We start from the raw sequence: 21,479 nt of genomic DNA on the forward strand, positions 1-21,479 counted from the left end.
AATCTTCCACCAATTTACGCTTGAAGTCTTCAGAATACTTTCGATGAGAATTAATCCTTTTTCCCGTTTTTAGCATCTCGATTCATCTTTAAAAACGGTCAACTTATTTCAGGGAATGACAATAGGTACCAGTTCTAGGTTGTGAGTTGTAAGTTTTGGATCGATGTTACTGCCTGCTTCAAATTGGTTGGTACCTGAAAAAGTAAAGTACTACAAATAAAAAACCGAAGGGGTTATCCTCCGGTTTTCGAGTGTTAAGCTTTGGGTGGATGGCAAGCAACTTCACTTATTGAATATACAGAAAATATCCATTCAATTAAAGAAGGAGTTTGTAAATCTGACCAAGCCAAATCGATCAAAAAAAATATGGAGCAGTGAGGTGGGATCACTGCTCCGCAGCCCGAAAACTTGCAAGATTTGGGCTGCAAAAAATGACATTGGGAATCCATTCCTCGAAAAGGTCAGAGTTTCGAGGCTGACCTAAACTGATGGAGTCCTGACAGGGCGAAGCCGAAAACCCTGAACAGAGTAGGCGGTGATGAAACGGTTTGTCCCTTTTTGATGGGTTAAAAAAGGGTCCACAATCATGAATAGATTAATCAAACTGCTTCCGGCTCTTGCATTGGTGCTGGCAGCATTTGCAGCTTTTGCCTTTAGCTCTCCTCAAGAGGAAGCAACGGAAATGTATGGATTTGATGGTACCCATTGGTACTTGATCGAAGGTCAGGAGGGTGTAACCTACCTGTGTGACTCTGATGACCAACCCGGCTGTCTCTTTGATGCAGTTGAAGGTCAACCAGTTGACCCAAATATTGACAGGAAATTTGTCAATATTAGTCTCAACCCGATCACAGAAACAGGTAAATAAGTAAGATTAAGAACCCGGAATTCCTGATCCCGGGTTCTTTCAAATTAACGATTTACCAACTCCTTTTCATAAGGTGGCAGTTTTAAAATAAACTGCTCTTCATTTTTTAGGGTATAGATTTCCCCATTTATCTCCCGTTCTGTTGTAAAGGAGGGATCCAAGTATTTAGTTCTTTTCATATCCATCCAGCGAAGGCATCTAAATACCAACTCCCGGTTTCTTTCTTTCATGACCAACCCTATGGCCTCCTGCTGTGACAAATTTTGCCAGGGGTTGAAATCAGAATATCTGTTCTCTCCCAGCTCATTCAATCTCTGCAGCCCTTCTTCTTGTCTCCCCATCCGGATCCCGGCTTCCGCAGCAATGAGGTACATTTCCGATAAACCAATTCCGCTGAAAAGGCGGAAACCACCTGTATATGAACCCTTGAACAGAGCACCCTGAGTTGGACTCATTTTGAAAAAAAGGGCTTTTCTCAGATCATTTTCCAGATAGGATTCATATAATTCCTCCTTTAGGGAGGTTGTAGGTCTTAATGGAATTATAGAAGTCTGCATCTGTTGAAAAAAAAGCGTTTCTTGATTAAATACCGAAAAGGGATAACTTTTGGTAGGGTCCAAATCCAAATAATTCAATAATCCATCCCCATATTGGATTACATAATTTGCGGCTTCCAGAGCTTTTTCCCAGTTTTGTTCATAGAGATAAATTCTTGCCAACAATCCCATCGCCACTCGTTTATCTGGCCTAGTTTTAAAATCTGACTCTTCAGGCAAAATCGAAAAGGCCATCTCCAAATCTCTTTTAATCAAGACGAACAACTCGGAAACACCGATCATTTGAAGTGGAGTATTGACGTCCGAGGTTAGGTTTACCGGTATTTTGATCTGGTCAGTCAAACTGCTGTTGGGGCCAGGTAGAAACAATAATGCCAAATCAAACAGCACTTTTGATCGAATGACCAATGCCTCCCCTTTCATTTGGGAAATTTGAACAGACTTACTTTCTTCTAAATTCCCCAATAAATCCAGGCAGGTATTGGCATAAAACATCTGGCCATGTAATGTTTGATAATCCGAAGATCTTTCTTGAGGATCAAAAATGGTCTCATTCCATAGATAGGAATTTTGCTGCCAGGGATCAAAGGACTCCCAATCCTGAGAGGTTGTTTCCCACTCATCTGATAGCATAAATCCAAGGAGAGGGGAAAGTGTCAAATAATTGTAATTGTCCAAAATTGCTCTCACTTCTTCTGCTTTTTCAGGTACAAGCAAAGATTTTCGGGGCTTTTCTTCCAGAAACCCATTGCAGGAGAACAGGGTAATCAAACCCAACCCCCACATATATTTATTAAGTATCTTCTTCATTTTTTATAGTTTAAATTGATTTTAGGATTAAAAAAGGGTGGCCATCCAAAACGGATTACCGGGAAACCATATTGGGTTAATCAACTGACCAAATGAGGAAAATCAGTTTCCTTTTACCCTTTTTGTTTTGATTAGAAATCCATTCTAAATCCAAAAGAGATGGATTTTAGTGGCCTTGCCGTCTGAAAGTCCGGGTCCAAAGGATCATCGGAAGCCTTCCAGATTATTCCCAGGTTGTTGGCATAACTGTAAAATTCCACGGAATCAAAAGGAAGTCCCTTATGTTGCTTTCTGCTGAGTGTATAGGAAAACCGGATATCATTTAGGCGGATATGATCTCCTTTTTCCACCAAAACGGACGCATGGGTATAGAAATCATTTCTTCGAAGATTGGAAGATGTAGGAAGGGAAGGAACAAAGGTTGTCTTTTCATCCCCTGATTCTCTCCAGCGATATTGGTAGTCCCCGTGGCCGGGAAGTCCTCTCAGGAGGCTATAGTAGTCAATGGAGCTTCTTCTGTAATAATATCCAAAACGATAAGAAATATTCACTGAAAGCCTAAAGCCTTTCAAGCTCACCTCGTTTCTTAATGCCCCAAAAGTGGTTGGGCGTGCCGAACCATGGTAGCGCAGATTGTCTATAGTAGCAGCCCTAAACATCTCAAGGTAATTCGAACTGGGTTCACCATTCAGATACCCCATAGGATCCCCCGTCTGGGGATCAAGCCCTGCCCAGGAATACGAATAGATTCCATATAGTGGCCTTCCTACCACTGGATAGGGCATGGAGGTACTGGCAATGCTGAGAAGGTTGGCAACTGTCGGGATCTTCTCAAAATCAGTGACCTTCTCCTTTATTGAACTATAAATCAAGTGAGAAGTCCACCTAAAGTCTCCACTCAACCAATTTGCAAAAAGGGTGATATCTGCTCCCTTTACCTGGCTGGAAGCAAAATTCCCTGTTAGGCTTCGCTGACCTGTGGCAGCCGGCAAAGAATACTCCCCGATCAAATCCCTTGAATCCTTTTGGAAGAATTCCAGACTCCCTCCCAAAAATCCATTCTGGGTTTCGAAGTCCAAACCCAAATTTGTTGTCCTAACCTTCTCCCACCTCAGTCTTGAGTTAGGCGGATTGAGGATGGATGCACTTCTCACCTGAGGAAGAAGATCTGTTGGAAATACCGTGAGGTATTGCGCTGTTAGCAGGGATGAAATGTTTTTGTTTACATTGCCAGCATAGCCATGGGTAAGCCTAAGTTTCAGAAAGGGCATTCCGGACTCCCTGGCAAATTGTTCATCGGAGATAATCCAGGCTCCGCCCATGGACCAGAGTGGAACACCTCTTAAGTTGGTCTCAACGCCAAAAATATTGGACTGGTCTTTTCTCGCACTCAAATTCAGGAAATACCTGTTTTGCAGGCCATAGGCAAGATTCGCATAATAGGAAACAAATCGGTCCACCCTCCCCCCGTGGGAAATCCCGGAAGGTATGGCCGAACGCTGTCCCGGATTATAGAATAAGGGATAAATAGTCGCAAAATCAACAGGAATACTGATCCCCATATTGTCCTGATATCCATAATATCTGCTGGACCAATCCAAACCCTGCAGGTCTCTGAATTCAAACCCTCCCAAAGCATTTAAGCGGTGTTTTCCATTCCATTCTTTTTCATAGGTCAACTGTGGCCTAAAAGTATGGGAATAGGTATCGGATTGGGAAACATCCAAAATATCACCTACTGGCAAGGGGGTCCGCAAACTACCATCCTCTGCTCTTTGGGTAAATTTGTTGATCATATCCCGGGTAGAATAGACTTGCAGTGGATCTCGGTTTCTGGAAGTTTTTAGGTTTCTCCAATATTGATAAAACAAGCCCAGCTTTATATCGGCTGTGATTGCATATTGAAAAGAGGGGTTTATTCGGAGATCATAGGCCTGGGTTCGGCGATCCAATTCTCCAATTTCATTTAGAGGAATATAATTCCAGTCCAATAATCCGCTGTTTGCCATCGAGCTGACATATCTGCTGCTGTAATTTCCTGCTATTGAAAGTGGATTTCCATTTTGATCCACAATTCGGTCATAAACATATCCTGTAGGGATATCCGTTTGGATCAATGAATTTTGATTCGCCAAGTTTAGTGACAAACCCATCTCAAGTTTATTCTTAAGCCCTTTCCATTGGTCACCTACTCCTAGAGTCCAGCGGTTGGAGGAGTTGCCGATGAGATCAGCACGATTATGATCATAGCCCAAAGACACCTGATAAGCATGGGCTTCACTTCCTCCTGTGATGGACAGGGCATGTTGCTGATGCAGGGAAGGCTGGAGGTAGTAATCCGTAATCTGCTGCCTTAGATCAGAATTCCCGTACAGGGCAAGTTGGGCTTCTGCCTCCTGCGGAGTGATTTTATTGTCTCTTAGTGCTATCAGGGTCTCCACAGCCGGAGAAAGCTTGGGCTTGTTGGCATTATTTTCCGTAGAACGGTAAAATCCCCTTCCAAAAAGATCCTTTTCAATTTCGATAAAGTCAGAATTGGCCATTCTTGGCATGTAGTTCAAGTCACGAAATTCTCCAATGGTCATATTGGAATTCAGACTTACGCTCATAGGCCGGTCCGCCTTTCCTTTTACGGTGGTGATCACGATTACCCCGTTTCCTGCTCGTGCACCCCAAATAGAAGCAGCTGCTGCATCTTTCAGTACAGTGATGGAGGCCACATCGTTGGGATTGATATTTTCCAAAGGACCGTCATAGGGAAAATTATCCACAATGATCAAGGGGGATGTATCCGAATTGATGGTGCTTCTTCCTCTGATGGTAATTGGTTCATTACGGGCATATACCCCCCTGTTAAAAACAAGTCCAGGCGTAACATCCTCCAAACGATCGATCAGATTAGCCGACACCCTTCGCTGGACCAATTGACTGTCCAATTGAACAAAGGAACCTGTTGCCCTCTCCTTGGGAAGCTCTTGGTATCCCGTAGACACTACCTCGACGGCACCGAGCTCCTGCTCGCTGGCATGAAGTGTAATGTCCAATGGGATGGATACTGGGATTTGGATTGACGCTCTATAGGTCTCCATACCGAGGTAGGATACCATTAGGGTATAGTTTCCCTGGGGAACCATCATTTCAAAGCTTCCCTGTTCGTTAGTAATGGTTCGAAAATCAGTACCATTGAGGTAAACTAGTGCCCCTGGCAAGGCCTGCCCATCCGGATCCATTACTGTGCCGCTTAGCTGTCCTTCCCTTGCTTGGAAGGCCCGGCTTTGTCCAGATATCAGGAAAAAGCCGAATAAAATCCATAGAAATGCTCTCATAGTTTATTTGGGGTTTGGGTTTGGGAAAAGGATAAAGCCGAGTTGGTTTGGAATCGGTTTAATAAATGAAACAGCTGCTTTGCCCCCATTTTGTCCAAGGTCTGGAGCTTGACTTTGGAATCCGGACCGATAATCATCTTTTGGGGAAAAGAATGGATTTTATATCGCTCAAGTACCCCGAAACCTTTTAAAGCCCGTAGGTTAAGCATTTGGGGAGAGCAATAGTGGCCTGTTTCCAAGCTAGCCTTCCAGGAGGCCTCTCCCCCGTCTGCATTGACTGTGACCAATAGGATATCCTTTGAAGAGGCCAGCAGCTCTTCCAATGGCTTTAAGGCCTTTTGGTAATCGTCTCTACAGAATTTACATCCCGAAATCCAAAAATGAAGCAAGAGGGTCTTTCCTTCATATTGACTGAGATCCACCTTTTGGCCGAATGGATCAACAAGTCCTTCAGAAAGAAAAGGACCTGATTGTACCTCAAAGAGCTGTTCCAGACGGTTTTTAATCCATGGGCTGTTTACTTCATCAATTCCGGTTCGGAGGTAGTCTTCCAGATTTTCTTCGAGGCGGTTGTAATTGCTGAGCAGGAAGTACCCGATAAGCTCGTCCTTAATGGGACGAGGATATTGACTGAGCCTGTTCAATATTTGCTCTTGATGGATTTTCGAACGAAGGAGCTCCAAACGAGTCAGACCCTGAACCAAAAGAGGATGTGAACTTTGGTTAGCTTTATAGTCTTTTGACCAATCAAGGAAAACCTGTCCTTTTTTCTGGTCTTGAATGAGTTGATCTGCTATAAGCTCTGCCCTTTTGGTTGCTGTATCCAGGATTTGCCCATAAACCCTGGCAATCAGCTCTCCCTTTTCGGTTTCCGTTAAGTCCTGGGAATTCTGATTCAGAATATTCCAGGCTGGGTGTTGGATTATAGGAAGGGAAATATAGTGCTGCAGGTGGTCCCAACCGTTTTGATTGGGTACCAGGACCTTCATTCTGACATGAAGATCCTGAGGCTGGCTGATGGCTTTTTGGTAAGCTGCATGGGAGTTTGGATCCGAAAAAAGTCCTTCAGACCTGCTTGCGATCAGGATGGGATCGGAGTTGAATTGCTCCTCCAAAAACGTTTGGTCCAAATGGTGCTGGGTACGATAATACGCTGCCTTAGGTCCGCCGAAAAGCAATTGCCCTCTTTGGAGATCAAATCTTATCCGAACCCGGTCTCCTGCGGAAAAGCTCCATTTATTGGCAAGTGTATTTTCTTCGAATGCAAGTGAGACATAGCCCTTTTGAATTTCTTGAGGAATCTCCCAAGAGAAAACCTTTGTACCTGAACTCCCTTCAAAATAGGTTCCTTTATCACCTAGCAGGGGGATCGTATGCCCAGGGGTAACCTCCGGTGAATCCCTAAGTAAGTGATCCCAGTAGGTAATCCATAGGGTATCCGATGCGACAGAGGACTTGATCTCCAGATAGAGCATCCCATTCTCCTTCGGGTCCAGATCAGGTAAAGTATCGGAGCGAGTCTCCCCGCTCCGATTGGGGATGGACCCATGAAGATGATCGTCCCCGGGTGAGCCAGCAACTCTGCTCTGTGCTCTTAGTTTGCTTCCGAGAAGACATACTCCTCCCAGCAAGCATATGAGTAAGATTTTTTTCATTTGCTTTTAATGGATAGGTTGACTGTTGTAGGTTGTAGGTTGGGTGCTCGTGATATCTTCCAGTATAGAAGCTATTTCTGAGCCTGACATAGTATTCCCACCCTAACCTCCTATAGATCAAGCAATCAACTGGTTAAGAAATAGGTAATGGGATAAGCTGAAAATCCTCTGCAGCGGAAAGGGCTTATCGCTAAGGTCACTCCCGGATCATCGATGGAAGGCCAACCGGAGAATACAAAGTCCTGGTCGGGCAATCCGGGAGAAAAAGTGAGAGACAGTACTGTCTCAAATAGGGTTCTTAGGTTTGAGAGGATAAAGCCTGTCAAAATCCCAAACTCCAAATTTTTGCAATATCCACCTTTTCTGTTTAAGCCTGAAGAATTGATTTTTAGGGAAAGGCCTAACTTCAGAGGAACCGGTAAAAAGAAGAGAATGGAGATCGATCATTCTTAATTTATTTGGGTTTATCGGAAAAGTATTCTAACAGCTTATAGACTTCCTTAATGTCATTAAGCTGCACCTGATTGCTTTTTTGCACTGGAATCTGACTTAGAATCCTGATCAGCGCATCTCTATATCTAGTAGCTTGCTCCACTTCTAGGTTAATTAAAATACAGGCTTCAGACGTATCGCCCTTATTTCTTTCAATCATTATCATGTTATTCTGTAAATATATCATTATAAAAATGATATTTCAAAAATTGAAATCAACTTTTTCTTGATTTTTTTAATGTTTTCATACATTTAAATAAAGAATTACTTCATGACCAGACTAGGAGAATATTTAAACAGAAAATCTGTTAATAAATCAGATGTAGCTAGAAAGACAGGGCTAACTCCACAAAGGATCGGTGAACTTACTTTAAACCCTAAAACAAAACTTACAGCAGCCGAACTCTACTTAATCGCAAAGGCCATTGATGAAGACCCTTGTAAGCTTTTGGATTATGTGTGTCAGGATTTGGATTTAAAGAAGGGAGAATGAATTGGAGCCTAAGTGATAGATTGTGAGTCGAAGGTTGTAAATTGACTGCTTACTGCGCTACTGCCTTTTGAATTTTTGCTAATCAAAAAGCCCCAGAGGGGCGATAGAAGGTAGCCCCAGAATTTTTAGAATCAATAGCGCTGGCGCAGGGTTTGGGTTTGGAAATGGATTAGGGCGCCAGCAAGACAACGACGGCATATCGGATTGGAAATCCTACAATAAGTGGTTCGACATTACAAATGTCAAACAGCTGGAAGCGAAATAAAAAAGGACGCAAACTCTTTGAGGACCAAGATAAAATCGAGTAGAAAAAGAAAAATTACTGAGTGATATCGAAAATCAACTCCATCAGAATCAAGAGCTTTTACCGCTCTTCAGAATTAAATGGATTTTAAAATAATTTTTAACCCTAAAGGTTAAAACTTTTTTATTTATTTTTATGTTTGTATGATAATTGACTACCACAACAACCAACTACGAAAATTGGCTGAAGACCACAGAAAACTTCAAGCCAAATTTGGCATTCATGCCAAAAAAATTCTGCAAAGAATTTCAGACTTAAAGGCAGCCTCAAGTCTCGAGGTTATTTCAAAAATTCCTGGACTACGTCTCCATGAACTTTATGTGGACAACAAAAACATTGCATTTGGAATTAACATTACAGGTAACAGAAGAATGGTTTTTGAACCTATAAAGCCATATCCGTTGAAAGACGATGGAGGCATTGACTTAAGCCAAGTTGTCGAAATTTCCATCCAAGTACTTTGTATCGATTACCATTAATACCTACCCAAACTATCTTATGAAACTCAAAACCCAGGAAGACATTGACTTGGTCAAGTCCTTGATCTCCCCTCCCGGTGATACACTTTTTGAAACAATCAATGAACTCGGGATATCCCAGTCCGATTTGGCCAATCGAATGGCCCGCCCGATCAAAACCATCAATGAAATCATTCAAGGGAAAGCCGCTATCACCCCCGAAACCGCCATCCAACTGGAGCGGGTCACTGGAGTGCCGGCTGACTTTTGGCTGGAGCGGGAAAAAAACTACCGACTCGAACTTGCCGAGATCCTTGAAGCTGAGCGGGTCATTCAGGAAAAAGAATGGCTAGCCAACTTCCCGATCAGAGAGATGATCAAGCATGGCTGGGTCAATGTCAACACCAAAGACCCTTTGGAATGGGTCGAAGCTATTTTCCGATTTTTTCGGGTGGGAAATAAGGACGGATTCTACAATTGCAGCTGCTACACGGCCTTGGATTCCCCGGACTATAGACTGACTAATCAAGACGGAAAAAATCCTTATGCCCTGGCCGCTTGGCTTCGGAAAGGTGAGATCCAAGCCGAATCCCTAAAAGTTGCTTCCTTCGATAAAAAGAAATTCAGGGAATCCCTTCAGGAGATTAAGCAAGTTATGGCCACGCATCCGGATGATTTCTTTCTAAGACTTACTAGACTAACAGGAGATGCCGGAGTGAAAGTAGTGCATACTCCTTCACTACCCCATGCAAAGGTACACGGGGCAACCCGATGGATTGGGGACACTCCTGTGATTCAGCTATCCAATCAGTTTAAGCGCAATGACATCTTTTGGTTTACCTTCTTCCATGAGGCAGGACATATTCTAAAACACGGAAAGAAAGAGGTTTTTATCGAAGGTGTAGAACCTTCAGAATTAGCAAAAGTAAAGGAAAAGGAGGCTGACGACTTTGCAATCTCCCTCACCTTTTCGGAAAAAGAAGAAGCTGAATTTATGGAATTAGGCAAAAATGGAGGTTGGACCACCAAACAAGTTAGTGACTTTGCCGAAAAAATCGGAACACACCCAGCTGTGATTGTGGGAAGGCTGGAGCGAAATAAAATCATTACTCCGGGACAAGGGTATGTGCATGGATTTTATCAGAAAATTGAATTGTGATGGCTTCATCAAGTTTTAAGAAAATGATAGAGGAGAGAAATAAATATTCTCTAGAGAGATTTATAGAACACTTTAAAGAATCTCCATCTAATGAGTTTGGAAAGGACGAAGAAAAATATACTGTTGTAGATCACATTACAATTGATGGAAGTGAATTTATCAAAAACGAATTTTACTTTCTAAATGTAATTTTCGAAGGAAATGTAACCTTTAAAGATATACATTTTGGGAAAGGTTTCGTTTTCGAACTTTGTGAGTTTAAAGGTGAGGTAAAGTTCGAAAATTGCACTTCTTCAGAAGAACAATTAGGAGGTTTCTTTTTAAGAAAGGCATCTTTAGGAATTACAAGGTGCAAGATTTCAGGAAACCTTGCAATTGAAAATTGTACCCTAAAAAATGGACTGCTCATACATGGGTTTGAGAATGAGCAAACATCAATGAGAAGTCTAAGATTAGAAGGAGGACTGATCAATGGTAATTTATCACTTGAAAATTCTTCAATTGAACAATCAGTTTTAATTATTAGAACAGAAATAAATGGATACGGGCTAAGATTAGAAAATGTAAAAACTGGTGAAACTTTAAGAATAAGCCCTAACAAATGTAAGGATATCATTTTTTTTGGCAGATCCTCAATTTACAGAGATAATGTTTACATCCTTGGGCAAAATCTTGACTCATTGACTTTTAATAACGGAGAATTTCAAGGTGAAATTTTACTTGAAAACACTTCAATAGACAAATACCTTTCAATTTATGGGGCTAAATTTCAAGATAGTTTCAAAATATCATCATCTGAAAGCCCTAATCTTCCAAAATCCAAAAATTTGGAAATTACTATCCAAGACTCACAATTTGAAAATGGATTGACATTCTTGGGCGAAAAGTGTCCTACTAAAAAATTAAATCTAAATTTCTCAGAAAAATCTTCTGGAGTTTTAGACTTTCGGAATACAAGTTTTAGAGAAGTCCATTTGAAGGGAATCAATTTCAATAATTCAGTCTTTTTCAGAGATTGCTTTTTTGAAGAAATAGTATTCAGCCATTTTTTTAATAAGGCCTTGGTTTCACTAAACAATAATAAACCTAAAGGAAAGGAAACTAACGCTGAAAATCTATTAATTGAAAACTCCAATCTCGGAAACACCGAGTTTTACGATTTTGATTTTTCTATTTATCCAATTGTCCGAATCATTGATTCCAGATTGGACAGTATTTTTGTCAATGGAGTGACTTGGTTTGAATCAGATCAACTTCATATAGATGAGTCAGAGACTGACCCAAAAAAAATCTTATCTCAAAAGAGAGAAATCTATCGCCAACTCAAGTTAGCAGCTGAAAAGCAATCGGATCGAATCACTGCTTTGGAGTTTAAGGCAAAGGAGGTAGAAACTCATCGCTTGTATCTTGAACTAGGCAATGTAAAGAAGGCAGATCGATGGGCAATCCTAGCTGGAAAAACCAATAACCATGGTCAAGATTGGATCAAGCCTTTATGGGCAATCATTTTTATTTCTTTTGGCTTTTTCTTCCCATTGTTTTTTATAGCTGATCCTGAAATCAACTTTTGGCCAGATGTCTCAAAAGCTGGTTGGAACTTCTTTTGGGTCAAACTTTCTGATCACAGTAAGATAATACCTCAACTATTCAATCCAGCCAGAAGGGTCTCAGATATGTTCGATGAAATTCAATATCCCTTTTGGGTCTATTTTCTCGACGGTCTCCACCGCATCGTCCTCGCTTTCTTTATCTTCCAGATCGTATCAGCCTTCCGGAAGTTTGTGAAGTAAGTCTCAAGTCAAGGAAACTTGGATTTATTTTCCTTTCTCTGGGAGTAATCAAATTTTGGTGGTGACTGGGTGGAATTCAAGACAACCGTTGGGAGCAATTCCTCCCTCATTCATATCCTTACCATCCCGACAACTGTCCAAGATGTAATAGGACTTTGAACTATTTCCCTTCTTCATATCGATTTATGCAATTCAATTTCCGGCATCTCGTCATAGGTCTGTCCGTTCAGCTCTCGCCCAGCCTTTTTCTTGTTTTTGCCTCCCCATTGTTTGAAGAAGAAAGCGACTTTGGCAGATTGGCATTGCTCCTGTATGTCCAAGACCCATTCCGGTTTCATGGGTCTGGCTTTCTGGCCGCTCTCTCCTCCGACGATGACCCAATCTATTCCTGTAAGATTGATATTGGGTAGCGAGCCAATCAGGGGTTCACAGGAAAGGAACTTGACTCTGGCTCCGGTATCCCGAAGAAAATCAATGCGATCCAGTACTCGCTCATCCTCAACCGAAACTCCCATCCAGATATTATGAGCCCAAGGCAACAGATGACTGATTTCAGCCAGTCGATCTGCACGTTTGGTTAGGACTTGAAAGACATGCTGACCATTGTCCTTCATGACCTGAAATACCTTTTGGATAAATTCCAGCGGTACATCCTTGTGGAACAGATCCGACATGGAATTGACAAAGACTACTTTTGACTTTTTCCAAGTGTAAGGAATTTCCAAGGCATCTTCGTGGATTCTTACCTTTTTGAATCCAGCTTGGTATTTGTCCACTCCCATAGCCTTGAGGCGCTTGGTCATGACTTCCGCATAGCAGAACTTACATCCTGCGGAGATCTTGGTGCACCCAGTGACCGGATTCCAGGTGAGTTCGGTCCATTCAATCGAGGTTTGTGCCATAAAAATTCAGGTTAATTGGATTGAAATAAAATTAGGTCTATTGCAATAATCGTTATAATTGATGTAAAAAGAGCCCTTTCGCCACTTTTGTCCGTCATTTGGTGTCACAATCAGTTGATTTTGAGCAGATAGGCCTTTCAACACCTCCCTGCTGGGAGTAGTGAAATCATTGCTAGGACTAAGTGAAGTTTGCAAATCACTCGAATATTCAATCCAATTTGCAATTGGCTTTTCAACCTCATCCCTCCTTCTTCCCGATCCGCTATGCTTCTCAGGACAGGCACTAAAGGAGAAGGCGATCATTTAGTATTAAGCCCAGGGTAAGTAATCCCTAGAGAATTATCCTACTTACTCTGGCTAATTATCAAAAGCTTCGTCTTGCTAAGAAAGGGTATTTTAGGGAATTTCCTAGCTCTACAGTCTGGCCTCTCGATACGCAATAATATCGGGACAGGCTCTTGCTAAAACAGTCTACCAGACTGTTTCATAACGCTCGGTCCTCGGGTAGTGGGTATTTTTTTGGGTAAATTTCAAAAAAATGAGCGGGAAGGGAGGATTTTTGAGTGAGATGGGGTATGTATTGGGATTGCAATTCTTACATAACTTAGGCAAGGTTAATTTTATTGCTGCGAGCGGTACGACTCATAGCAGCAGAGTGGATGCTTTATGGCTTGAGATTTGTTTACTCCAAACCGAAATCCTTTATTTGCCTATGGAAAACTTGGATCGGCTTCGGGAATTTTTTACCGCCAAAAATTTAAAGTCATACCATCCCCTTATGAGTGAAAAGGAGTTGGCCAAATGGTTAAAACCATTAGATCCAAATCAATTTTTCTCCGTACGATCCAAAACAGATTTTCTCAAACAGCTTAATTCCTTTGCTCTCACTCATTTAGAAGATGAGTTATTTTTGAAGCATCTACTCACCAAGGCTTTCTTTGAGGAAAATATTGTTGGAGCCTTCGAAGTCAGGGCTTTATCCTCAAGACTTGATCTACTCAAAATCAACGGTGTAACCACTGCTTTTGAAATCAAATCTGATTTTGACTCGCTGGAAAAGCTGGAAAAGCAAAGTCAGGATTACTTGGCCCTTTTTGAATACAACTACTTGGTAGTGGGTGAAAAGCACTTAGATAAGGCTTTAAAATTATTGCCGAGTGATTTTGGAATCTATATCGTCAAAAACAAAAAGCTCAAACGATTTAGGTCTTCCAGGCGAAATAAAACTATTGACCCAAAATCTCAATTATCAACTCTTACTTCCAAGGAGCTTCGAGGCGAATTTAAATCAACTGAATCCAATTGGATTCTGGCAAACTTCTCATCTATAGAGGTTAATGAGGCTTTTAAAAAGATCCTAAAGAAGCGGTACGCTAAAAAATGGAATTTTATCAAAGAAAGATCTTCGGAGATTTTCCCTTTGGACTACCAATATTTTTTCCATCATCCGATCAACCCACAATTGATCTATTCCAGATAAAGTGGAATAGTTCGATCTTCCTCAATCCAAACTTTCATACAATGAAGGTAATGCTGCATGGCTATTTTTTTGAATTTAGCCTGATTCTGACCATTCTCTATTCCGGTATTTATATCTCTAAGCATCTTCACCCCAGCATTACCTTCAATAAAAGATGGATACTGTTCTTGAAGCCTACTAAAGGGTACACTCCCTAAAACTGCGGGAACAATAAAGTCCTTAAATTGAGAAAGTTTCTTTTCTTCTGCTTTGAAACCATAATAAAGATTGTCATAAGGATCATAGAATATAAATCCCGGACTGATGGTGCCTCCTGCTGTCAGGTCATCTTTCTTGATTCCTGCATAATCCCCAAAAGCATCAAATTTTTCTCTTTCAAATGTTTCGATCAAACTATTATCGGCCTCGGATATAACATCATCATGGTCCAAACCGACATTTTTTATATCTGAGTTTAAGGCGCTTCGAATGATAATTTTTATCAATCCATTGAATCGATCATCTTGAAGTACACGATTATGCTTTCTGAAAATTGGATTTGTAGGACTGACAGTTCCTAAGTCATAGATAAAAAAATCCGAGCCTAAACGTATTACCGATTCAATTTCAAGCATATCCGCCTCAAATGAATCGGGATTCGTCATGTAGGCAAGTCTAGGAAACTGGACTCTTAAACTTTCCGATTGACTTTTAATGGTCTCTGCTTCACCTAAAAGGTTCAATAGAGAGGAAATAACCGGCACCACTTTTTCGATTCCAGCAAATTGACCAAAGAAATCAACCCTATTGGGTACAGATTCAAGAACTGTTCTTGAAAAGGTGATTACCTCAGCCTGAGTGCTATTTGAGAGTTTTATGTAGTTTGGCAAAGATAAAAACACCTGGTCAGAGGTAATTGCGTTTATTAAATCCCGGTAAATCTCAAAAGAAGATTGTTGATTATTTTTTCTGTCTTTCTCCTTGACGACCTCTATCATTGGATACATATTTCTGCCAAAGTCAGTCTCTTTTAACACCAAAATTTCCTGTTGTCTAGCCCTAAAAACCGGTACATATTTCAACGTTGAACTCATAGCAAGTCAATTTTTAAGTTTTTCAAGTATTCTATTTCCTCTTCAACTATCTCCTCATTTTCAAGCATAATTCCACTATTTTCTATAAACTGATCTAAAAAGTTATTGTATGAAAGTGCCAACCACCTGAATTTTACTTCAATTTTTGGTTCATTCTGATACATTTCCAATTTCTCGGAAATCCTACTTCTATAAGTTTCAAAAAACTCACGCCGATCTTCTGCTCTGATTACGTTATAAAATGGGTCGATATAAATTAAGTCTCGATCAGTTTTTAACTGAAAATCAAAATCAGCATTAATGTCTTCCAATAGATTGCGAAATGAATCGGATATTACAACTCTTGGAAAAATTGCAGATTGAGATTCAATACGATAAGCATTAGCCAGTGGTAATCCAACCGCGATATCTTCTTCGTCCAGCATCCACCCGTAGTCTATCCCACCCCTCAAAAAATACCCTAATGAGGCCATTTTTTGAAATAAATTGGAAACAACAAAAAGTATTTCATTTGCGATATTTTTATCCTCTTCCATGTCAGCAGCGATACAAATATTATCGCTAAATAGATAATACCTACAATAATTCTGAGGGATCAATTGAACTACTGACTTAAAAGCAGTAATAAACGCATTAGCCTTTGCTGAAATCAAATTTTCAGAAGAAAACACTTCATTATCCAAATCTGCATCCTCTTCAAATTCCTTTAATAGAGAACCGAAACCGAGGACATCCAAAAAACAGACTATCCGCCTTTGATATTTTATCTGTGATTCAATCAATATCTAGCTATTTGTTCATATAAATAATATATTCCTTAAATCACCAAAACTGAATCCAATAGAAAAGGACCTTATTGCTTGGATTAGAAATTGATGTTAGAATAAGAGATTCTTTAACCAAAATCTATTTGATGACTCCAGCGAAATAATCAGATTTTTTTCTCCAGAGTTTTCACATGCCATGACGGCTTTTTGCTCCCAATTGACAGAATCCCACCTCTAGGAGTTGTAGTATCATCGATGTGTCTATGTAAGTTCCGTACTACAGTTGGAAGCAATCCCTCCCTCCTATCCTTACCACCCCGGACAACTGTCCGGGACGTAATTTTCGTTTATCAGATCTCTACCACTTTCAAAGTCCCATAAGAATCATTTTATGAGATGTTTTATTGGAATTTTCCTGCCTAACCTCCTGCATCACCTTCCCAAGTCATTTCGGGAAAATTGGAACTTGCGAACTGACACAGTATGCTTCGAACCACTAGCTCTCAGGATTAAAATTTAGGGACAGTTTCTCCTCAAGGAGGAGGCGATCGTTCGGTGTTAAAATCCAGAATTTCAAACCCAAAGGGACTTTACCAATTCTCTCCCATTGATCATCAAAAGTTCAGTAGTGCTAAGAAAGGGGATGTAATGAAATGAAAAATTTCCAGCATTGGGAAATTCACTGATTCCTCACTTCCCTGGTTTATGTTTATGTGGTTTCAGAGAAGGTGTATTCCCGGGAGTATCTTTGTTATCCCTTTGTCTTCTGTCCGGTTGACCTGTGGTCTTGGCAATTCTTTTAGGCCCTGGCTTAATTCCGTTTCTTGTTGACATAATAATAAGGTTTAAATTTTACCTGTTATAAATCTAAGCTATTTCAATTGTTAATACTTATTGTAAATCAGAATGTTAGACAATAATTGTCATTTAAAAATTTAAATAATCCCATTATATTTGTACTGTTAGATCTGATCAAGCCTCTTTCTGAAAAGGAACGTAATCAGGTAAAAGAATTGGCCCCACTATTTGGGGCCTTTTTTTTGTCCAGCAAATTCTCCCAAAGGTTTTCCAACCTCTTTTTAGTTTGACTTTATTTATTTCAATGGATTGAGTGTTTAGGTCAAGTCTTCAATTATAGCAATCGGTGCGTTTTTCTTAACACTTTCAATTCCCATGTCCCTAGCAAAAGAAGAAGAATACATTTCGCTTGCACCTAAAACCTGATAATTGTTGGCTATTTGATTAAAATAGGGTTCATTTCTGACAGAGTTTAACCTTTTAAAATTCGAATCAGCAACACTTATTCTACTGCTTGCAATTCCAGCCAAACAGCTTTGCTTGGAAACATAGGTTTCACTTGTAATTAAGATTTCTCCATTTCCTGCTTTAAGGGTCCAGCGAAACTGAACATTTGTTGCCTTTTTAACTGTGTATTTAGCCATCTTCAAAAATTTTAGTTAATAAATTATTTAAAATATTATTTTTAAAAACACTTAACTAATTGATGACCATAAAGAAAAGGGAATTGAAGAATAAAAAAATACCCTATATAGGGTATTTTTTGGGGAAAGAGGGAGGATATTACCTACCTGATTCCATTGGAACAAGTTATTCTCTCCCGATTACATCGGAACAAGCTATTCTTTTAATTCGCTGAATTCGTGGTTTATTTAAAAGGGGATGCTTGATCTCCTTAGCTACCTGTCTGGAAAGCTCCAATCGCTTTTTTATTTATCCCTTTTTGAAGCCAAAAAGGAATCAAAAAGCTTTTGGCCCCGGTCTTTTCTTCCAGTTGGAGTAGTTTTTTTAAATTTTAAAATCTTCTATAATCAAAAGGGGATTTGATGGATTAAGGCGTTAATCGTTTAAGCGTTAAACGTTTGGGTCTACCTTCCCGATTACATCGGTACAAGTTATTCTCTAATCCCTAATCCCTGAACTCTAATCCCTTTCTCCTATTCCCTCTCGATTACATCGGGACAAGCTATTCTTTTAATTCGCTGAATTCGTGGTTTATTTAAAAGGGGATGCTTGACCTCCTTAGCTACCCACCTGGAAAGCTACCATCGCCTCTGGATATTTTACTTTTTGCTGTCAAAAAGTAACAAAAAACTCTTGGCCTGAATCAGCCTGGAATGGCCTCTGGCGCATTCCTGCTTGTTCTTGTCAAATCGCTAAAAATCAGCGGATCTCAAAGGCAAGCTTTGAGCTAGCTGATTTTCTTAACGCTTCTTGACTGCGTCCAAGCACCGCCTGCTTCACAGGCCAATGAGTCACGGTTTTGTTTAGGAAATAAGGGATGGTTTGTTTTACGCTAGTGTATAAGCTCATGGCTTTCGTCACTGCGAGGAGGCAGTAAGCCGACATGGCAGTCTCCGAGATCGGTTGTAGGTTTTGGGTTGTAAGTTGCAGGTTCCACATTGTAAGTTATAAGTTATGGGTGATCACTGACTGCTCACATTCTACTGCCTACTGGCTTTTTGCTAATCAAAAAGCCCCAGAGGGGCGATAGAAGGTAGCCCCAGAATTTTTAGAATCAATAGCGCTGGCGCAGGGTTGGGGATTGGAAATGGATTGAATTGCCAGCAAGACAACGACGGCATATCGGATTGGAAATCCTACAATAAGTGGTTCGACATTACAAATGTCGAACAGCTGGAATCAGCGGATCTCAAAGGCAAGCTTTGAGCTAGCTGATTTTCTTAACGCTTCTTGACTGCCTACAAGCACCGCCTGCTTCACAGGCCAATGAGTCACGGTTTTGTTTAGGAAATAAGGGATGGTTTGTTTTACGCTAGTGTATAAGCTCATGGCTTTCGTCACTGCGAGGAGGCAGTAAGCCGACATGGCAGTCTCCGAGATCGGTTGTAGGTTTTGGGTTGTAAGTTGCAGGTTCCACATTGTAAGTTATAAGTTATGGGTGATCACTGACTGCTCACATTCTACTGCCTACTGGCTTTTTGCTAATCAAAAAGCCCCAGAGGGGCGATAGAAGGTAGTCCCAGAATTTTTAGAATCAATAGCGCTGGCGCAGGGTTTGGGTTTGGAAATGGATTAGGTCGCCAGCAAGACAACGACGGCATATCGGATTGGAAATCCTACAATAAGTGGTTCGACATTACAAATGTCGAACAGCTGGAATCAGCGGATCTCAAAGGCAAGCTTTGAGCTAGCTGATTTTCTTAACGCTTCTTGACTGCGTCCAAGCACCGGCTGCTTCACAGGCCAATGAGTCACGGTTTTGCTCAGGAAATAAGTGATGGTTTGTTATACGCTATCTTGTTTTTTAGGCTTTCCGAAGCTCGAAAAAACCGAAAATCCCGAAGGGCCAGAGTCCCTTACGAGGAATGATGAACTGGGTTGGAGATTGTGGATTATGGGTCTTGAATTCCAATTCACAAGACGGAACCAAAAAAAGCCCCAGAGGGGCGATAGAAGGTAGCCCCAGAATTTTTAGAATCAATAGCGCTGGCGCAGGGTTTGGGTTTGGAAATGGATTAGGGCGCCAGCAAGACAGAGACGACCTATCGGATTGGAAATCCTACGATATGTAGTTCGACATTGCAAATGTCGAACAGCTGGCTGCTTCCGATGAATTTGTGATCTGTTTCAAAAAGACTCCGAAGGAGTCGAACTGTGAATAGCCTAGGGTGAAACCCTGGGGTATAGAATGGAATACAGAACCAGCGCTGGCGCAGGGTTTGGGTTTAGAAATGGATTGAATTGCCTGCAAGACAACGACGGCATATCGGATTGGAAATCCTACGATATGTAGTTCGACATTGCAAATGTCGAACAGCTGGCTGCTTCCGATGAATTTGTGATCTGTTTCAAAAAGACTCCGAAGGAGTCGAACTGTGAATAGCCTAGGGTGAAACCCTGGGGTATAGAATGGAATACAGAACCAGCGCTGGCGCAGGGTTGGGGATTGGAAATGGATTGAATTGCCAGCAAGACAGAGACGACCTATCGGATTGGAAATCCTACGATATATTGTTCGACATTGCAAATGTCGAACAGCTGCTTTCTTTTAATTCGCTGAATTCGTGGTCAGGTTTCCTTGAAATAGAGCAAATAAAAAAGGAGAACCGATTCGATTCTCCTCTCTTTATTTTGGATAATGGGTGGGATTACTTCAGTAGCTTCTCCACCAGACTTTTCATTTTTTGGAAGTTCTTTTCACGGGTATATTTTTCTTCTACCAAGCTTCTGCCCTTTACTCCCATTTGCCTGCGGCGCCCGGGATTGTTGATGAGTTCGGACAAATAAAACACCCATTCGGATTGGTGATCGGCCAGGTACCCGTTTACCCCATGGTCTACTACTTCGGCATTCACCCCAACCGGTGAGGCGATGACCGGAAGTCCACAGGCCATGTATTGGATGAGTTTGTAGGCACATTTCCCCCGCTCCCATTTGTTGTTTTCCAGGGGCATCATGCCTATATCCATTTGCTGTATGAGGTCCACCTCTCCTGCCTCTGTCCAGGGGATATAGGTCACATCGCAGTTTATGTCTTCCATCCTCACTCCGGGGGCATTGACCACAAGCAGGCGGAAGGAATGCTTTTTTGCCAGTTCCTCAAATACCTTCTTCAGGGAAGCCAGGTACTTGAGGGTGGTGGGAGAACCAATCCATCCCAGCGTCACCTTATCTCCTTTTTCGGTTTTTACTCTGTACTTTTCAGGATCTATCACGGTGGGCAAAAGCTCCACAGCTCCTGCTCCTGCCACCCAGGCCCGGCTTTCCAGGTATTCATTTCCTGCCAGCACCAGAGCCGAGTATTTCATCACCTTGTCTATCTTTTTAGCCAGCAGGCTTCTCAGGAGCCAATTGGGTGAGCGATCGTAATTATGGAAAATGGCATCGTCATAATCTACCACATAGGGCTTTCCAAAACGATTCAGGAGGTATTCCGCCCAAGGGGGAAGATAGGGAAAAAGCTCTTTTTCTATCCAGATGAGGTCGTATCGAAACGCCGTAAGCAAAACTCCAAACCGCCTTAGATAAGAAGCAAGAACAGTACTAATACCCGGGCGTTTTGCTGCGTAGAGTTGATTCAGGTAGTTTTCTGAAAAAAAAGGAGAAACTTTTGTTTGTACTCCATTTTCCTCCCATAAAGGCAAAAATTGAAAAGTCCTCATTCTGCTTGAGGCTCCGTTTCGGGAGTATTTTGAGAGAAAGAGAATTTTGGGTTTCAAGGGGGGAACAGGGATTGGGGATTGGGGATTAGGGATTAGGGAACAGGGATTGGGGATTAGGGAACAGGGATTGGGGATTAGGGAACAGGGATTGGGGATTAGGGATTAGGGATTAGGGATTAGGAGCTTAAGTTTATCATCTAT

Annotated in this window: 14 protein-coding genes; 6 read left to right on the top strand and 8 right to left on the bottom strand. The window is 41.3% G+C overall.

The window, feature by feature from the left end:
• The first annotated feature begins 586 nt into the window (after positions 1 to 586).
• A complete protein-coding gene (locus P2G54_RS16095) occupies positions 587 to 868 on the top strand; it encodes a DUF6520 family protein (protein WP_275872585.1) in 282 nt (93 codons plus the stop codon).
• A gap of 44 nt (positions 869 to 912) precedes the next feature.
• Here P2G54_RS16095 and P2G54_RS16100 read toward each other — a convergent pair whose 3' ends face one another.
• The 3 genes from P2G54_RS16100 to P2G54_RS16110 form a co-directional block, all read right to left on the bottom strand.
• Complete coding sequence (locus P2G54_RS16100) at positions 913 to 2,235, bottom strand: RagB/SusD family nutrient uptake outer membrane protein (protein WP_275872586.1); 1,323 nt, start codon at positions 2,233 to 2,235, stop codon at positions 913 to 915.
• A 131-nt stretch (positions 2,236 to 2,366) separates the two neighbouring features.
• Entirely contained in the window at positions 2,367 to 5,561 is a 3,195-nt protein-coding gene (locus P2G54_RS16105) for a SusC/RagA family TonB-linked outer membrane protein (protein WP_275872587.1), read from the bottom strand.
• Positions 5,558 to 7,216, bottom strand: coding sequence for a hypothetical protein (locus tag P2G54_RS16110; protein WP_275872588.1), 1,659 nt, complete (start codon positions 7,214 to 7,216; stop codon positions 5,558 to 5,560). Before P2G54_RS16110 ends, P2G54_RS16105 begins: the two co-directional genes overlap by 4 nt.
• A gap of 763 nt (positions 7,217 to 7,979) precedes the next feature.
• Here P2G54_RS16110 and P2G54_RS16115 point away from each other — a divergent pair.
• The 4 genes from P2G54_RS16115 to P2G54_RS16130 all read left to right on the top strand — a co-directional run bounded on the left by P2G54_RS16115 (position 7,980) and on the right by P2G54_RS16130 (position 11,912).
• The gene (locus tag P2G54_RS16115; RefSeq protein WP_275872589.1) at positions 7,980 to 8,201 is read left to right on the top strand and encodes a helix-turn-helix transcriptional regulator; all 222 of its coding nucleotides are present in this window, start codon (positions 7,980 to 7,982) and stop codon (positions 8,199 to 8,201) included.
• A gap of 447 nt (positions 8,202 to 8,648) precedes the next feature.
• The gene (locus tag P2G54_RS16120; RefSeq protein ID WP_275872590.1) at positions 8,649 to 8,984 is read left to right on the top strand and encodes a hypothetical protein; all 336 of its coding nucleotides are present in this window, start codon (positions 8,649 to 8,651) and stop codon (positions 8,982 to 8,984) included.
• Positions 8,985 to 9,003: 19 nt separating this feature from the next.
• Entirely contained in the window at positions 9,004 to 10,122 is a 1,119-nt protein-coding gene (locus tag P2G54_RS16125; RefSeq protein ID WP_275872591.1) for a HigA family addiction module antitoxin, read from the top strand.
• Positions 10,122 to 11,912 carry a hypothetical protein gene (locus P2G54_RS16130; RefSeq protein ID WP_275872592.1) on the top strand — a complete coding sequence of 597 codons (1,791 nt, stop codon included), beginning with the start codon at positions 10,122 to 10,124 and terminating at the stop codon, positions 11,910 to 11,912. The genes P2G54_RS16125 and P2G54_RS16130 overlap by 1 nt, the downstream gene beginning before the upstream one ends.
• A gap of 173 nt (positions 11,913 to 12,085) precedes the next feature.
• Here the strand turns inward: P2G54_RS16130 and P2G54_RS16135 are convergent, their stop codons facing one another.
• A complete protein-coding gene (locus P2G54_RS16135; RefSeq protein WP_275872593.1) occupies positions 12,086 to 12,814 on the bottom strand; it encodes a phage Gp37/Gp68 family protein in 729 nt (242 codons plus the stop codon).
• Positions 12,815 to 13,352: 538 nt separating this feature from the next.
• Here P2G54_RS16135 and P2G54_RS16140 point away from each other — a divergent pair.
• Positions 13,353 to 14,294: a sce7726 family protein gene (locus tag P2G54_RS16140; RefSeq protein WP_275872594.1), complete on the top strand. Its 942-nt coding sequence runs from the start codon at positions 13,353 to 13,355 to the stop codon at positions 14,292 to 14,294.
• Here the strand turns inward: P2G54_RS16140 and P2G54_RS16145 are convergent.
• The 4 genes from P2G54_RS16145 to P2G54_RS16160 all read right to left on the bottom strand — a co-directional run bounded on the left by P2G54_RS16145 (position 14,282) and on the right by P2G54_RS16160 (position 21,278).
• Complete coding sequence (locus P2G54_RS16145) at positions 14,282 to 15,367, bottom strand: hypothetical protein (protein ID WP_275872596.1); 1,086 nt, start codon at positions 15,365 to 15,367, stop codon at positions 14,282 to 14,284. The genes P2G54_RS16140 and P2G54_RS16145 overlap by 13 nt on opposite strands.
• The gene (locus P2G54_RS16150; protein WP_275872597.1) at positions 15,364 to 16,149 is read right to left on the bottom strand and encodes a hypothetical protein; all 786 of its coding nucleotides are present in this window, start codon (positions 16,147 to 16,149) and stop codon (positions 15,364 to 15,366) included. Before P2G54_RS16150 ends, P2G54_RS16145 begins: the two co-directional genes overlap by 4 nt.
• Before the next feature lie 1,100 nt (positions 16,150 to 17,249).
• On the bottom strand, positions 17,250 to 17,576 hold the full coding sequence (locus P2G54_RS16155) for a YegP family protein (protein ID WP_275872624.1): 327 nt from the start codon (positions 17,574 to 17,576) through the stop codon (positions 17,250 to 17,252).
• Between the two features lie 2,688 nt (positions 17,577 to 20,264).
• A complete protein-coding gene (locus P2G54_RS16160) occupies positions 20,265 to 21,278 on the bottom strand; it encodes a glycosyltransferase (RefSeq protein ID WP_275872598.1) in 1,014 nt (337 codons plus the stop codon).
• Positions 21,279 to 21,479 lie beyond the last annotated feature (201 nt).

This window comes from Algoriphagus sp. CAU 1675, from assembly GCF_029222925.1.
In the GTDB taxonomy this organism is placed as follows: Bacteria; Bacteroidota; Bacteroidia; order Cytophagales; family Cyclobacteriaceae; genus Algoriphagus.

Coding starts and splice junctions, on each gene's coding strand:
- P2G54_RS16095 (WP_275872585.1), top strand. CDS start 587: ATGAATAGATTAATCAAACTGCTTCCGGCTCTTGCATTGGTGCTGGCA.
- P2G54_RS16100 (WP_275872586.1), bottom strand. CDS start 2,235: ATGAAGAAGATACTTAATAAATATATGTGGGGGTTGGGTTTGATTACC.
- P2G54_RS16105 (WP_275872587.1), bottom strand. CDS start 5,561: ATGAGAGCATTTCTATGGATTTTATTCGGCTTTTTCCTGATATCTGGA.
- P2G54_RS16110 (WP_275872588.1), bottom strand. CDS start 7,216: ATGAAAAAAATCTTACTCATATGCTTGCTGGGAGGAGTATGTCTTCTC.
- P2G54_RS16115 (WP_275872589.1), top strand. CDS start 7,980: ATGACCAGACTAGGAGAATATTTAAACAGAAAATCTGTTAATAAATCA.
- P2G54_RS16120 (WP_275872590.1), top strand. CDS start 8,649: ATGATAATTGACTACCACAACAACCAACTACGAAAATTGGCTGAAGAC.
- P2G54_RS16125 (WP_275872591.1), top strand. CDS start 9,004: ATGAAACTCAAAACCCAGGAAGACATTGACTTGGTCAAGTCCTTGATC.
- P2G54_RS16130 (WP_275872592.1), top strand. CDS start 10,122: ATGGCTTCATCAAGTTTTAAGAAAATGATAGAGGAGAGAAATAAATAT.
- P2G54_RS16135 (WP_275872593.1), bottom strand. CDS start 12,814: ATGGCACAAACCTCGATTGAATGGACCGAACTCACCTGGAATCCGGTC.
- P2G54_RS16140 (WP_275872594.1), top strand. CDS start 13,353: ATGAGCGGGAAGGGAGGATTTTTGAGTGAGATGGGGTATGTATTGGGA.
- P2G54_RS16145 (WP_275872596.1), bottom strand. CDS start 15,367: ATGAGTTCAACGTTGAAATATGTACCGGTTTTTAGGGCTAGACAACAG.
- P2G54_RS16155 (WP_275872624.1), bottom strand. CDS start 17,576: ATGGCTAAATACACAGTTAAAAAGGCAACAAATGTTCAGTTTCGCTGG.
- P2G54_RS16160 (WP_275872598.1), bottom strand. CDS start 21,278: ATGAGGACTTTTCAATTTTTGCCTTTATGGGAGGAAAATGGAGTACAA.